The sequence below is a fragment of the Streptomyces sp. NPDC037126 genome, from assembly GCF_055605965.1.
The window spans coordinates 70,970-85,650 of sequence record NZ_JBVJTD010000014.1 but is presented as its reverse complement, the minus strand read 5'-3'; the positions used below and the strand labels follow the sequence as shown (position 1 = coordinate 85,650).

The 14,681-nt window shown below is 73.6% G+C and carries 10 protein-coding genes and 1 pseudogene; 9 read left to right on the top strand and 2 right to left on the bottom strand.

Going from position 1 to position 14,681, the window contains the following annotated elements; genetic code table 11:
- Together ACZ7FF_RS27620 and ACZ7FF_RS27615 are read left to right on the top strand one after the other, a co-directional pair.
- Nucleotides 1-1,950, top strand: a complete 1,950-nt coding sequence (locus ACZ7FF_RS27620) for an ABC transporter ATP-binding protein (protein WP_470815211.1) — start codon at nt 1-3, stop codon at nt 1,948-1,950.
- Nucleotides 1,951-2,073: 123 nt separating this feature from the next.
- Entirely contained in the window at nt 2,074-3,015 is a 942-nt protein-coding gene (locus ACZ7FF_RS27615) for an EamA family transporter (RefSeq protein ID WP_470815210.1), read from the top strand.
- Nucleotides 3,016-3,035: 20 nt separating this feature from the next.
- Here ACZ7FF_RS27615 and ACZ7FF_RS27610 read toward each other — a convergent pair whose 3' ends face one another.
- Together ACZ7FF_RS27610 and ACZ7FF_RS27605 are read right to left on the bottom strand one after the other, a co-directional pair.
- Nucleotides 3,036-3,779 (bottom strand): class I SAM-dependent DNA methyltransferase, encoded by a 744-nt coding sequence (locus ACZ7FF_RS27610; protein ID WP_470815208.1) that lies wholly within the window; start codon nt 3,777-3,779, stop codon nt 3,036-3,038.
- Between the two features lie 93 nt (nt 3,780-3,872).
- Nucleotides 3,873-4,024: pseudogene (locus ACZ7FF_RS27605) on the bottom strand (XRE family transcriptional regulator); the annotation flags it as partial.
- Nucleotides 4,025-4,198: 174 nt separating this feature from the next.
- On the opposite strand from ACZ7FF_RS27605, the gene ACZ7FF_RS27600 reads away from it, so the two are divergent.
- The 7 genes from ACZ7FF_RS27600 to ACZ7FF_RS27570 all read left to right on the top strand — a co-directional run bounded on the left by ACZ7FF_RS27600 (nt 4,199) and on the right by ACZ7FF_RS27570 (nt 14,663).
- The gene (locus ACZ7FF_RS27600; protein ID WP_470815207.1) at nt 4,199-5,908 is read left to right on the top strand and encodes an NAD-dependent malic enzyme; all 1,710 of its coding nucleotides are present in this window, start codon (nt 4,199-4,201) and stop codon (nt 5,906-5,908) included.
- 133 nt (nt 5,909-6,041) lie between these two features.
- On the top strand, nt 6,042-7,259 hold the full coding sequence (locus ACZ7FF_RS27595; RefSeq protein WP_470815205.1) for a hypothetical protein: 1,218 nt from the start codon (nt 6,042-6,044) through the stop codon (nt 7,257-7,259).
- Nucleotides 7,260-7,501: 242 nt separating this feature from the next.
- On the top strand, nt 7,502-8,296 hold the full coding sequence (locus tag ACZ7FF_RS27590; protein WP_470815203.1) for a TIGR03084 family metal-binding protein: 795 nt from the start codon (nt 7,502-7,504) through the stop codon (nt 8,294-8,296).
- The gene (locus ACZ7FF_RS27585; protein ID WP_470815202.1) at nt 8,293-9,969 is read left to right on the top strand and encodes an acyclic terpene utilization AtuA family protein; all 1,677 of its coding nucleotides are present in this window, start codon (nt 8,293-8,295) and stop codon (nt 9,967-9,969) included. Before ACZ7FF_RS27590 ends, ACZ7FF_RS27585 begins: the two co-directional genes overlap by 4 nt.
- Nucleotides 9,966-11,564 (top strand): acyl-CoA carboxylase subunit beta, encoded by a 1,599-nt coding sequence (locus tag ACZ7FF_RS27580; RefSeq protein WP_470815200.1) that lies wholly within the window; start codon nt 9,966-9,968, stop codon nt 11,562-11,564. Before ACZ7FF_RS27585 ends, ACZ7FF_RS27580 begins: the two co-directional genes overlap by 4 nt.
- Before the next feature lie 8 nt (nt 11,565-11,572).
- Nucleotides 11,573-13,414: an acetyl/propionyl/methylcrotonyl-CoA carboxylase subunit alpha gene (locus ACZ7FF_RS27575; RefSeq protein WP_470815198.1), complete on the top strand. Its 1,842-nt coding sequence runs from the start codon at nt 11,573-11,575 to the stop codon at nt 13,412-13,414.
- Between the two features lie 88 nt (nt 13,415-13,502).
- On the top strand, nt 13,503-14,663 hold the full coding sequence (locus ACZ7FF_RS27570; protein WP_470815196.1) for an acyl-CoA dehydrogenase family protein: 1,161 nt from the start codon (nt 13,503-13,505) through the stop codon (nt 14,661-14,663).
- Nucleotides 14,664-14,681 lie beyond the last annotated feature (18 nt).

Below are 14,681 nucleotides of genomic sequence, written 5' to 3'. Positions count from 1 at the left end.
ATGGAATTCGAAGAGGACGGCGGGGCCGAATGCGAGGATGCCCCGACCATTTCGGCCCGCACCGCCTTCCGCCGTTTCTGGCCACTGACGGCGGGACTGCGCCACCGGCTGCTGCTGGTGTGGCTGTGCGCGGTGCTCGCCGCGCTCGCCGAGACCGGGGCCATCCTGCTGTTCGGCGACCTCACCGACAACGCCCTGCGCAGGGGCTCGCTCGCCGCGTTCTGGAGCCCGGCCGCGCAGTGGCTGGGGGTCGCGGTGGCCGGTGCCGTCATCGCCTACGCGGGCAACTCCCTCGCCGCCTGGGTGACCGAACGGTTCGTGATGCGGCTGCGCGAGCACGTGTTCGACCACGTCCAGCAGCTGCCCCCGCACTTCTTCCAGCGCCATCGGCAGGGCGATCTGCTCTCCCGGCTGACCGGTGACGTCGAGGCGATCGAGACGATGGTCGTGTCCGGCCTGGTCGGCGCCGCCTCCGCGGCCTTCTCCGCCCTCTTCTACGCGGCCGCCGCGTTCTGGCTGCGCTGGGACCTGGCCGCCGCCACCTTCGTGCTGGCACCCCTGTTCTGGCTGGCCGCCCGCCGCTTCTCCGGTTCCCTCAAGGACGTCTCCCGTGCGGGCCGGGTCGCCGACGGCGCGATCACCTCGGTGGTGGAGGAGTCCCTCGGCAACATCGTGCTCACCCAGGCCTACGACCGCCGGGACGCCGAACGCCGCCGGCTGCACGGGGAGGCCACCGCGTGGTTCCGCGCCTCGGTCCGCTCCACCCGCCTGAACGAGGCCTACGAGCAGCTCGTCCAGGTCATCGAGACGGTGTGCGTGCTGGCCGTGATCGGCATCGGCGCCTGGGAGATCTCCACCGGCCGGATGACCCTCGGCCAGTTGCTCGCCTTCGCCGCCTTCCTCGGCTACCTGTACCCGCCCGTGCGGGGCCTCGCCCAGCTGGGCCTCACCGTCACCGCGGCCACCGCGGGCGCCGAGCGGCTCATCGAGATCCTGGACGCCGGCCCTTCGGTCACCGATCCGCGCCGGCCCGCGGACACCGGCCGCCCGGACGGCAGGGTCGAGGTCCGGGACGTGTCCTTCCGCTACCCGGGGGCCGAGCGGACGACCCTGGAGGGCCTGTCCTTCACGGCCGCGCCCGGCGAACTCGTGATCGTCACGGGCCCGAGCGGCGCCGGCAAGTCCACGGTCTCCAAGCTGCTCCTGCGCTTCTACGACCCCGACCGCGGGCACCTCCTGCTGGACGGCGTCCCCCTGCGCGACTTCCCGCTCGCCCGCCTGCGCGAGTACGTCACCCTGCTCCCGCAGGAGACGCTCGTGCTGCGCGACACGGTCCGCGCCAACATCGCCTGCGGCCGGCCCGGCGCCAGCGACCGGGCGATCGAGGACGCGGCGAGGGCGGCCGACGCCCATGAGTTCGTCGTGCGGCTGCCCGAGGGCTACGACACCGAGGTCGACCCCCACTCGGCCAGGCTGTCCGGAGGCCAGCTCCAGCGCCTAGCCGTCGCCCGCGCGATCCTGCGCGACGCGCCGGTCCTGGTGCTGGACGAGCCCACGGCCGGCCTGGACGCGATGGCCGCCCGCCGCGTCGTCAGGCCGTTGCGCCGGCTGATGGCCGGCCGCACGACGATCATGATCACGCACGACCTCAACCTCGCCCCCGACGCCGACCGCATCCTCGTCGTCGACCGGGGCCGCGTCGTGGAGACCGGCCGCCACGAGGAACTCCTCGCCCGGGGCGGGGCGTACGCCAGGCTGCACCGCTCCCAGAACAACGCGGTCATGGACACGGGCGAGCTGCGGCTGCCGCTGTGGGAGGAGTGGCCGGCGCAGGAGCGCGTCCCGGGGCGGCGGCAGCCGTACGGCCACGGGTACGGCAACGACCCGTACGCCGCCCACGCCACGGCCTCGCCCCCGCCCGCGCGGCAGGGCCCCTGGCCCGGCATCTGAGAGGGCCGCGTCTCACCATCCAGGACAGTTCCGTCAGGGGTTCACACTCCTGACGGAGTCCATTACCCTGGACCGTGCAGTACATGGAGATGTACATGATCTGATCCGAGCACCAGGACCGCCGTGAACCCCGTCGAAACCCCCAGCAGCACCACCCCCTCGACGTCCGCGACGACGCCGGTGGGGGCCCCTACCTCCGGCCGCCTGGGCTCACTCGGCCTGGTGTTCGCCGGCGGCATCTCGGTGCAGTTCGGCGGCGCCCTCGCGGTGACCCTGATGCCCCGGGCGGGGGCGCCCGGCGTCGTCACCCTGCGCCTGCTCGCCGCGGCGGTCGTCCTGCTGGTGGTGTGCCGCCCCCGGCTGCGCGGCCACTCGCGCGCCGACTGGGGCACGGTGATCGTGTTCGGCATCGCCATGGGCGGCATGAACGGCCTCTTCTACGAGGCGGTGTCCCGCATCCCGCTCGGCCCCGCCGTCACCCTGGAGGTCCTCGGCCCGCTGACCCTCTCGGTCCTGACCTCCCGGCGCGCGATCAACCTGCTGTGGGCGGGTCTCGCCGTCGGGGGCGTGTTCCTGCTCGGCGGCGGGGGCTTCACCGGACTCGATCCGGTGGGTGTGGCCTTCGCCCTGGGCGCGGGCGCCATGTGGGCCGCGTACATCCTCTTCAGCGCCCGTACGGGCCGCCGCTTCCCGCAGGCGGACGGGCTGGCGCTGGCCATGGCGGTCGCGGCCCTGCTCTTCCTGCCGATCGGCGTCGCCGCGGCCGGCACCCGCCTCCTGGACCCCGTCACCGTGGGCCTCGGCTCGGCGGTGGCCCTGCTCTCCTCGGTGCTGCCCTACACCCTGGAACTCCTGGCGCTGCGCCGCCTGCCCGCGTCCACGTTCGCCATCCTGATGAGCCTGGAGCCGGCCATCGCGGCGACGGCCGGGTTCCTGATCCTCGGCCAGTCCCTCTCCCCGACCGAGGCCGTCGCGATCACCCTGGTGATCGCGGCGAGCATCGGGGCGGTGCGGACACAGGTGGGACGGGGCAAGATGCCGCCGCTCCCGGCCGAGGGCCAGTAGCCGCGGGGGCCCGCGCGCGGTCAGCGGGCGGGCTTCTCCCACACCGACACGTGCTGCCGGCTGTCACCGGTGAACGGCTCCCGGGTCCAGCCGTCCCAGCGCTCCCGCGGCCGCAGCCCGGCGAGGCGGGCCATCAGGTCCAGCTCGGCCGGCCACACGTACCGGAACGGGACGGCGCGGTAGGTGCCGCGGCCGTCCACGACCGACACGTGGTGCGAGCTGACGGACTGCGTCGCCACGTCGTAGAGGTCGAAGCCCAGCCGCTGTCCGTCCACCCGGAACGGCACCGTGTCCTGCCCCGGCGGCAGCCGCCGCAGATCGGGCACCCCCACCTCGACCACGAAACAGCCGCCGGGCGCCAGGTGCTCCGCGACGTTGCGGAAGCACTCCACCTGGGCGTCCTGCGAGGTCAGGTTCATGATCGTGTTGAAGACCAGGTAGGCGAGGGAGAAGCCGCCGTCGACCCTCGTGGTCGCGAAGTCCCCGATCGTCACCCCGATCGCGTCCCCGCCCGGCTTGGCCCGCAACCGCTCCACCATCGCCCGGGACAGATCGACACCGTGCACCTCGACCCCGCGCCGCGCCAGCGGCAACGCGATCCGTCCGGTACCGATCCCCAGCTCCAGCGCCCGGCCGTCGCGCCCGGCCAGTTCCGCCAGGAACTCCACGGCGGGCTCCACGACCCCCGCCTCGAACATCTCCGCGGCGGACTCGTCGTACCCCGCCGCCACCGACTCCCCGAAGTAACCGTCGTCATCGACCACGGACCGACGCTACTGCGCCACCCCTCGAAGACGCCCCCGCTTTTCGTCAGCCCTTGACGGACTTCGCCGCCGGTGTCGCCGCTGTACGAGGACTTACGTCACATTGCGCCCGTCAGGTTCCGGCTCGTCTCCGTAACGCTCCTCCAGCACGCGGGCGACCAGTGCCGCCGAGTCGTCCACGGAGAGCGCGGCGGCCTGCAAATGATCGTAAGGACCGAACCCTCCCTGGCGGCTTCGGGATCGGCCGCCACACGGGCGTCGACGTCGCCGTCGTCCCGCAGGCCGAGCACCGCGCGTGCGTAGGCGTCCGTCTGGAGCAGCCCGCCTCCAGTGACCCAGAGTAGTGACATGCGTGCGCAGGGGAGTCATGGTCGGTGCAAGACGGTCCGCGTGCGGGGCCGGGCGGGTAGGTGGGTGCCATGGACGACGTCGCGGGCACGCCCCGCCCCCTGAAGGTCACCGCGCGCGGCCGAGCCGTGCTCGCGGACCCCCGGACCAACCGCGGTACGGCGTTCACCGACGGGGAGCGCCGGGCCCTGGACCTCGTGGGGCTCGTCCCGTCCCGGGTGCTCAGCCAGGACCAGCAGGCGGAACGCGCCTACGCCCAGTTCCGCGACCAGCCGAACGACCTGGCCAAGAGCGTCAACCTGACCAATCTGCACGACCGCAACGAGGTGCTGTTCTACCGGCTCGTCCGCGACCACCTCGAAGAGATGCTGCCGATCGTCTACACGCCCACCGTGGGAACGGCCATCCAGCGCTACAGCTACGAGTACCGGCGCCCCCGGGGCGTCTACCTCTCCGTCGACGCCCCCGACGACATCGAGCGCTCCCTGCGCGCGAGCGGCCACGGCGCCGACGACGTCGACCTGATCGTCGCCACCGACGGCGAGGGCATCCTCGGCATCGGCGACTGGGGCGTCGGCGGCATCGACATCGCCGTCGGCAAGCTCGCCGTCTACACGGCCGCCGCCGGCATCGACCCGCGCCGCACCCTGCCGGTGATGCTGGACGTCGGCACCAACCGCCGGGAACTCCTCGACAACCCCCTCTATCCCGGCAACCGCCACGCGCGCGCCGACCCCGGGACCTACGACGCCTTCGTCGACGCGTACGTCACCACCGCCTCGCGGCTCTTCCCGAACGCCCTGCTGCACTGGGAGGACTTCGGCACCGCCAACGCCCGCCGGATCCTGGAGCGTTACCGCGACCGCGTGTGCACCTTCAACGACGACATCCAGGGCACGGGCGCCGTGAACCTCGCCGCCGTCCTGTCCGGTGTACGGGCCGCCGGTGTGCCCCTGCCCGAGCACCGGATCGTCATCTTCGGCGCGGGCACGGCCGGTATCGGCGTCGCCGACCAGCTGAGGGACGCGCTCGTCGCCGAGGGGCTGTCCGCCGCCGAGGCCACCGCGCGGTTCTGGTGCGTCGACCGGTACGGCCTGCTCACCGCCGGGCAGGGCGAGAGACTGCGCGACTTCCAGGAGCCGTACGCCCGCCCGGCGGACGAGGTCGCCGGCTGGCGGCGCGACGAGGACGTGCACGGCATCCCCCTCGACGAGGTGGTCCGGCGGGTCCGGCCGACCGTCCTCATCGGTACCTCCGGCCAGGGCGGCGCCTTCACCGAGGACATCGTCCGGGAGATGGCCCGGCACACCGGGCGGCCGATCGTCCTGCCCATGTCCAACCCGACCGACCTCGCCGAGGCCACCCCCGCCGACCTGCTCGACTGGACGGACGGGAAGGCCCTGGTCGCCACGGGCAGCCCCTTCGCGCCGGTGGAGCGGGACGGGACGACGTACGAGACCGGGCAGGCCAACAACGCCCTGATCTTCCCCGGGCTCGGCCTCGGCGTGATCGTGGCGCGGGCCGCCCGGGTGACCGACCGCATGCTGCGTGCCGCGGCGGACGCGGTGGCCCGCCGGACCGACGACACGGACGTCGCCCGGCTGAACGCGCCGGTCCTCCCGCCGATCCGCGACCTGCGCGCCACCTCGGAGGCGGTCGCCGCGGCCGTGGTCCGCGCGGCGGCGGAGGAGGGCGTGGCCAGGGCCCGCCCGGACGACGTCGAGGCGGCGGTGCGGGCGGCGCGATGGGAGCCGGTGTACCCGCCGGTGGAGGCGGTCTGAGCGACCGGATCAAGCCATGCTTCCCGGGTGGCCCGCGACGGCCGCCCCGCGCCGGGCGCCGCTGTGTACGTTGGCGTGGAGGGTCCGCGCCACCCGCCGCGGCGCCGGCAACACCTGGGGGAATCACCAGCACATGGCACGCGTCGCCGTCATCACCGCGCCCAACATCGGCTACCGCAACACGGGAATGCTCACCGTCGACCTGGCCTTCGAGTCCCTGCGACGGCGCATGGGCGGGGGGATCGACCCGACCTGGTTCACCCTGCACCCGCCGGAGACCGTGCCCCTGCGCACAGCCGCGCGGGGTGCCGAATTACCTTTCCGGTTCCGCCCGTTGGCCGACCACCTCGACACCCTCCGTGACCACGACGCGGTCGTGTTCTGGGGCGACTTCCTGCACGCCCGGCACTATCTGACGCAGGACGCGACCAACCGGCTGCTCGACTTCGGCCTCGCCGGGGACCGCGACGCGGCCCGGACCCTGCTCCACCGCTGTCTGCTCCTGGCCGACCAGCCGGACGAACTCCTCACCCGCACCCTCAGCTACGGCGGGACGATCCTGCACAACACGCAGTCCGACTACTCCGACCGCGAGGACAAGGAGTACGGGCCCCTGTTCGCGCGGCTGATGAGGCGCAGCCGCCGGGTCTGGGTGCGCGATCCGCTGTCGGCGGCGAAGCTCACGCACCTGCGCGGGGACCGGATGACCGACCACTTCGGTTCGGACGCCGCGCTGCTGTCCCGCCCGGGCGATCTCGACCACCTTCCGGACACCCTGTGGTCCCGGGAGGTCCCGCGGTCGGGCGCGATCGGCGTCTTCCTCGGCGCCCGCACTCCGGTCCCCGGATGGCTGCCCGCGTTCTGCCGGACCCTCTCCGACCGCTTCGGCGCCCCGCTCGAATGGCTGCCCTGGTTCGACCGGGACGTCCCGGCCGAGGTCGCCGGCATCCCGGTGCGCCCGGGCGAGCCCACCGTCGGCGACCTGGTGAAGGTCCTGCCCCGCTATCGGCTGGTCATCACCGACACCTACCACCTGGCCGTCAACTCCTGGGGCGGCGGCACCCCGGTGGTCTGCGTCGGCGCGCCCGAGCCGAGGCCCACGACCGACCGGGACTACCTGACGCTGAGCGACGTGAAGAAGCACGTGTTCCACATGGCGTACGACGCGACGGACTTCTACCTGTCCACGCTGCCGGACACCCCGGAGGCCCTCGACCGCCGCGCCGACCTGCTGGTCCGCCTGGTGGAGGGCGGCGGGGCCGGCGCCGTCGCGGCACGCATACGCGATCACGCCGACCACTCGGCCGCCGCCTTCACCGAGACCCTGACCTCGCTGCTCCACAACCCCTGACCGACCGGGAGCCGTGAGCAGGCGGGGGGGCGTGAGCAGGCCGCCGGGGGTGTGAGCCGGTCGCCGCAGGTGTGAGCCGGTCGGGGGGCATGAGCCCGCCGGGGGCGTATAGGGCGGAGCATGAACCGGCCCGGAGCCGTGAACCGGCCGCACGCCGAGGGTGGATCGCGGCCGGATCGCGGGTCGGCGAATTCATGCAAGCACGCTTGATTGTTTCTGGCCGCGCTGCCATGCTCCACCTCATGGCCGACCCGACGCCCGTCATCGACGACCTGCGTGCCGAGAGCGACGAACTGGACTCACTCGTAGCCGAGTTGACTCCTCAGCGGTGGGTGCTCACCACGCCCGCCCCCGGCTGGACCGTCGCCCACCAGATCGCCCACCTCGCCTGGACCGACCGCTCGGCGCTGCTCGCCGTCACCGACGTGGACGCCTTCCACGCGCTGGTCGAGAAGGCGCTCGCCCGCCCCGACTCGTTCGTGGACGAGGGCGCGGAGGAGGGCGCCCGGCTCCCGGCCGCCGACCTCCTCGCGGCGTGGCGCGAAGGCCGCGCCGCCCTCGACCGGGCCCTGCGGGCGGCACCGCCCGGCGCGCGTTTCCCCTGGTACGGGCCGCCCATGTCGGCCGCGTCCATGGCCACCGCCCGCCTCATGGAGACCTGGGCCCACGGCCTGGACGTGGCGGAGGCGCTCGGCGTCACCCGCACCCCCACCGACCGGATCCGGCACATCGCCCGCCTCGGCATCCGCACCAGGGACTTCGCCTTCGGCGTCCACGGCCTCACCCCGCCCGCCGAGGAGTTCCGCGTCGAACTGACCGCCGCCTCGGGCGAGGTGTGGGCGTACGGCCCGGAGGGCGCCCCGCAGCGCGTCACCGGGACCGCCCTCGACTTCTGTCTGCTCGTCACCCAGCGCGCCCACCGTGACGACCTGGCGCTGAGCGCCGTGGGCGCGGACGCGGACCGCTGGCTGGACATCGCCCAGGCCTTCGCGGGGCCGCCCGGCACCGGCCGCCCGGCACGGGAGGCCGGCCGGTGAACCCGTTGCGCGTCGGCAACTTCTCCGGCTTCTACGGCGACCGCTTCGACGCCCTGCGCGAGATGCTCTCCGGCGGCGAACTCGACGTCCTCACCGGCGACTACCTGGCCGAGCTGACCATGCTGATCCTCGGCCGGGACCGGCTGAAGGACCCCTCCGCCGGATACGCCCGCACCTTCCTGCGCCAGCTGGAGGACTGCCTCGGCCTCGCCCACGAGCGCGGGGTACGGATCGTCACCAACGCCGGCGGCCTCGCCCCGGCCCGACTCGCCGAGAACATCCGGGAGTTGGCGGACCGGCTCGGCCTCCCGGTCAGGGTCGCGCACGTCGAGGGCGACGACCTCACGGCCCGGCACCCGGGCACCCTCGCCGCCCACGCCTACCTCGGGGGCTTCGGCATCGCCGAGTGCCTGCGGGCCGGCGCCGACGTCGTGATCACCGGGCGGGTGACGGACGCGGCCCTCGTCACCGGTCCCGCCGCCGCCCACTTCGGCTGGGGACCGGACGCGTACGACCGCCTCGCGGGCGCCGTCGTCGCCGGGCACGTCCTGGAGTGCGGGACGCAGGCCACCGGCGGCAACTACGCGTTCTTCCAGAAGGGGGACGTGCGCCGGCCCGGCTTCCCGCTCGCCGAGATCCACGCCGACGGCAGCAGCGTCGTCACCAAGCACCCCGGCACAGGCGGCTTCGTCGACGTCGGCACGGTCACGGCCCAGCTGCTGTACGAGACCGCGGGCGCCCGGTACGCGGGCCCCGACGTCACCGCCCGGCTGGACACCGTGAGGCTGAGCCAGGAGGGGCCCGACCGGGTGCGGATCGAGGGGGTGCGCGGAGAGGCCCCGCCGCCCACCCTGAAGACCGGGCTCAACCGGCTCGGCGGCTTCCGCAACGAGGTCGTGTTCGTCCTCACCGGGCTGGACATCGAGGCGAAGGCGGCCCTGGTGCGCGAGCAGCTGTCCGACGCGCTCGCCAAGTCGCCGCCCGCCGAGGTGCGCTGGGACCTGGCCCGCACCGACCGGCCGGACGCCGACACCGAGGAGACGGCGAGCGCCCTGCTGCGGCTCGTCGTACGGGATCCGGACGAGCGGCTGGTGGGGCGGGCGCTGAGCGGGGCCGCCATCGAGCTGGCACTGGCCGGCTACCCGGGGTTCCATGTGGCGGCACCACCCGGGAAGGGCGCTCCCTACGGTGTCTTCGAGGACGTGTACGTGCCGCACGACGCCGTCGACCACGTGGCCGTCCTCCACGACGGGCGCCGCGTGCCGGTGCCCGCGCCCCGGGACGCACGGCCCCTGGCGGGCGTGAACCCGCCGCCCCTGCCCGAGCTCCTTCCGCCCGGCCCGGTGCGGCGTGCCCCGCTCGGCCTGGTCGCCGGGGCCCGCAGCGGGGACAAGGGCGGCGACGCCAACGTGGGCGTCTGGGCCCGAACCGACGAGGCCTGGCGGTGGCTCGCGCACGAGCTGACCGCCGACAGGTTCCGGCAGCTGATCCCCGAGAGCCGGGACCTGCCCGTCACCCGGCACGTGCTGCCGAACCTGCGCGCCCTGAACTTCGTCGTGGAGGGCATCCTCGGCGCGGGCGTGGCCGCCCAGCATCGCTTCGACCCGCAGGCCAAGGCACTCGGCGAATGGCTGCGCTCCCGACACCTGGACATCCCGGAGACCCTGCTGTGACGGTTCTGCAGACCGCCCTGGACCCCGCCGGCCCCGACTACCGCGCCCACCGCGAGGCCATGCTCGACAAGCTCGCCGGGCTGGAGGGCGAGCACGCCAAGGCGCTCGCGGGCGGCGGCGAGAAGTACGTGAAGCGCCACCGCGAGCGCGGCAAGCTGCTCGCCCGCGAACGCATCGAGCTGCTGCTCGACCCGGACACCCCGTTCCTGGAGCTGTCCCCGCTCGCCGCCTGGGGCAGCGACCACGCCGTGGGCGCCTCCCTGGTCACCGGCATCGGGGTGGTCGAGGGCGTGGAGTGCCTGATCACCGCCAACGACCCGACCGTGCGCGGCGGCGCCAGCAACCCCTGGAGCCTGAAGAAGGCCCTGCGGGCCAACGACATCGCCCTCGCCAACCGGCTGCCCTGCATCAGCCTGGTGGAGTCCGGCGGCGCCGACCTACCCTCGCAGAAGGAGATCTTCATCCCCGGGGGCGCCATCTTCCGGGACCTCACCCGGCTGTCGGCCGCCGGCATCCCGACGATCGCGGTCGTCTTCGGCAACTCCACCGCCGGCGGCGCCTACGTCCCGGGCATGTCCGACCACGTCATCATGGTCAAGGAGCGGGCCAAGGTGTTCCTCGGCGGCCCGCCCCTGGTGAAGATGGCGACCGGCGAGGAGAGCGACGACGAGTCCCTCGGCGGCGCGGAGATGCACGCGCGCGTGTCCGGCCTCGCGGACTACTTCGCCGTGGACGAGCCGGACGCGCTGCGCCAGGCCCGGCGGGTGGTCGCGCGGCTCAACCACCGCAAGGCGTACCCGGATCCGGGCCCCGCCGCCCCGCCCAGGCACGACCCGGAGGAGCTCCTGGGCATCGTCCCCGGCGACCTGAAGACCCCCTTCGACCCGCGCGAGGTCATCGCCCGCGTCGTCGACGCCTCCGACTTCGACGAGTTCAAGCCGCTGTACGGCACGAGCCTGGTCACCGGCTGGGCGGCCCTGCACGGCTACCCCGTCGGCATCCTGGCCAACGCCCAGGGCGTCCTGTTCAGCGCCGAGTCGCAGAAGGCCGCCCAGTTCATCCAGCTCGCCAACCAGCGCGACATCCCGCTGCTCTTCCTGCACAACACCACCGGCTACATGGTCGGCAGGGAGTACGAGCAGGGCGGGATCATCAAACACGGCGCGATGATGATCAACGCGGTCAGCAACAGCCGGGTCCCGCACCTGTCGGTGCTCATGGGCGCCTCGTACGGCGCCGGGCACTACGGCATGTGCGGGCGCGCGTACGACCCGCGCTTCCTGTTCGCCTGGCCCAGCGCCAAGTCGGCCGTCATGGGCCCCCAGCAGCTCGCCGGCGTGCTGTCGATCGTCGCCCGGCAGTCGGCCGCGGCGAAGGGGCAGCCCTACGACGAGGACGCGGACGCGGCCCTGCGCGCCATGGTGGAGCAGCAGATCGAGTCCGAGTCGCTGCCGATGTTCCTGTCCGGGCGGCTGTACGACGACGGCGTCATCGACCCGCGCGACACCCGCACCGTCCTCGGCCTGTGCCTGTCCGCGATCCACACCGCCCCCTACGAGGGCGCGCGCGGCGGCTTCGGCGTCTTCCGGATGTGAGGGACCACATGATCACGACTGTGCTCGTCGCCAACCGCGGCGAGATCGCCTGCCGGATCTTCCGCACCTGCGCCGAGCTGGGCATCCGCACGGTGGCCGTGCACTCGGACGCCGACGCGAACGCGCTGCACACGCGGCTGGCCGACACCTCGGTACGTCTGCCGGGAGCGGCGCCCGCCGAGACGTACCTGCGCGGCGACCTGATCGTGAAGGCCGCCCTGTCCGCCGGCGCGGACGCCGTCCACCCCGGCTACGGCTTCCTGTCCGAGAACCCCGGCTTCGCCCGCGCCGTCCTCGACGCGGGACTGACCTGGATCGGCCCTCCCTCGGAGGCCATCGAGGCCATGGCGTCCAAGACCCGCGCCAAGGAACTGATGGGCCTCGCGCCCCTCGCCGAGGTGACGGACGCCGACCTGCCGGTCCTGGTGAAGGCGGCCGCGGGCGGCGGAGGGCGCGGCATGCGGATCGTGCGCCGCCTGGAAGAGCTGGACGCCGCGCTGGAGGGCGCGCGCGCCGAGGCCGCGAGCGCCTTCGGCGACGGCGAGGTCTTCGTGGAGCCGTACATCGAGCACGGCCGCCACGTCGAGGTGCAGATCCTCGCCGACACCCACGGCACCGTCTGGCCGCTCGGCACCCGCGACTGCTCCCTCCAGCGCCGCCACCAGAAGGTCGTCGAGGAGGCCCCGGCCCCCGGGCTCCCCGAGCGGCTCACCGAGGAGCTGTACGGCCTCGCCGTCCGCGCCGCCCGCTCCGTCTCCTACACCGGCGCCGGCACCGTCGAGTTCCTGGTCGCCGACGGTCGCGCGCACTTCCTGGAGATGAACACCCGGCTCCAGGTCGAACACCCCGTCACCGAGGCGGTGTTCGGCATCGACCTGGTGGCCGGGCAGATCCGCGTCGCCGAGGGTCACGCCCTGCCCGTCGAGCCGCCGCGCCCGCAGGGGCACGCGATCGAGGCCCGTCTCTACGCCGAGGACCCGGCCCGCGACTGGGCCCCGCAGACCGGCACCCTGCACCGCCTCACCGTGCCGGGCGGCGTCCGCCTGGACACCGGATACACCGACGGCGACACCATCGGCGTCCACTACGACCCGATGCTCGCCAAGGTCGTCGCCCACGCCCCCACCCGCACGGAGGCGCTGCGCAGGCTCGCGGGCGCCCTGGAGCGGGCCGAACTCCATGGCCCGGTCACCAACCGCGACCTGCTGGTGCGCTCCCTGCGCCACCCCGAGTTCGCCGCGTCCCGCATGGACACCGGCTTCTACGACCGTCACCTCGCCGAGCTGACCGGGTCCGCGCCCGACGCCCACGCCCCCCTGGCCGCGGCCCTCGCCGACGCCCACGGCCGCTCCCGCCTCGGCGGCTGGCGCAATCTCCCCTCGCAGCCGCAGGTCAAGCGGTACGAGATGGCGGGGCGGGAGCACGAGGTCCGCTACCGGCACACCCGGCAGGGCCTTGCGGCCGACGGCGTCCGCGTCGTGCACGCCGACGCGCGCACGGTCGTACTCGAAGTGGACGGCGTGCAACGGAGGTTCGAGGTCGCACGGTACGGCGACCAGGTGTACGTGGGCGCCGCCCGCCTCACCGCCCTGCCCCGCTTCCCCGACGCCGCGGCCCAGCTCGTCCCGGGCTCCCTGCTCGCGCCGATGCCGGGCACGGTCGTACGCATCGCCGACGGACTCACCGAGGGAGCCGCCGTGACGGCCGGCCAGCCCCTGATCTGGCTCGAGGCGATGAAGATGCAGCACCGGATCACCGCACCCGCCACAGGCACGCTCACCGCCCTGCACGCCGCGCCGGGACAGCAGGTCGAGCCGGGCCTGCTGCTGGCGGTGGTGCAGCCGACGTAAGGACGTGAGGGGCGCGGGGCCGTATGCACATGCGGCCCCCGCCCCGCGAGCGCGCCCAGCCACGGACCACCCGCACCCGGAGGACCGCATGACGACTCTCGTCGAACCCGAAGAGCACAAGGCACTGCGAGCCGCGGTCGCCGCCCTCGGCAAGCGCTACGGCCGCGACTACATCACCCGCACCGTCGCCGAGGGCCGCCACCCCACCGAACTCTGGGCCGAGGCCGGGAAACTCGGCTACCTCGGCGTCAGCCTGCCCGAGGAGTACGGGGGCGGCGGCGGTGGCATAGCCGAACTGTCCATCGTCCTCGAAGAACTGGGCGCGGCCGGCTCGCCCCTGCTCATGCTCGTCGTCTCCCCGGCCATCTGCGGCACGGTCATCGCCCGCTTCGGCACCGAGGAGCAGAAACGCGCCTGGCTCCCCGGCATCGCCGACGGATCCCGGCTGATGGCCTTCGGCATCACCGAACCCGACGCCGGGTCCAACAGCCACCGCATCACCACCACGGCCCGCCGGGACGGCACCGACTGGCTCCTGACCGGCCGCAAGGTCTTCATCTCCGGGGTGGACATGGCCGACGCCGTGCTCATCGTCGGCCGCACCGAGGACGCCCGCACCGGCCGGCTCAAGCCGTGCCTGTTCATCGTCCCGACGGACGCCCCCGGCTTCCACAAGCGGCCCATCGACATGGAGCTCAAGGCCGCCGAGAAGCAGTTCGAGCTGACCCTGGACGACGTACGGCTGCCCGCCGCGGCGCTCGTCGGCGACGAGGACGCGGGCCTGCTCCAGCTGTTCGCCGGGCTCAACCCCGAACGCGTCATGACCGCCGCCTTCGCCATCGGCATGGGCCGGTACGCACTCGCCCGGGCCGTCGAGTACGCCCGCGACCGCAGCGTCTGGAAGACCCCCATCGGCGCCCACCAGGCCATCGCGCACCCCCTCGCACAGGCGCACATCGACCTGGAACTGGCCCGCCTGATGACGCAGAAGGCGGCCCACCTCTACGACGCGGGCGACGACGTCGGCGCGGGCGAGGCCGCCAACATGGCCAAGTACGCGGCCGGGGAGGCCTGTGTGAAGGCCGTCGACCAGGCCGTGCACACCCTCGGCGGCAACGGCCTCACGCGCGAGTTCGGACTCGCCTCGTTGATAACAGCCGCACGTGTGGCTCGTATTGCTCCGGTGAGCCGGGAGATGATTCTCAACTACGTCTCCCACCAGACCCTGGGCCTGCCCAAGTCGTACTAGGCGACCGTCACTGGAGGA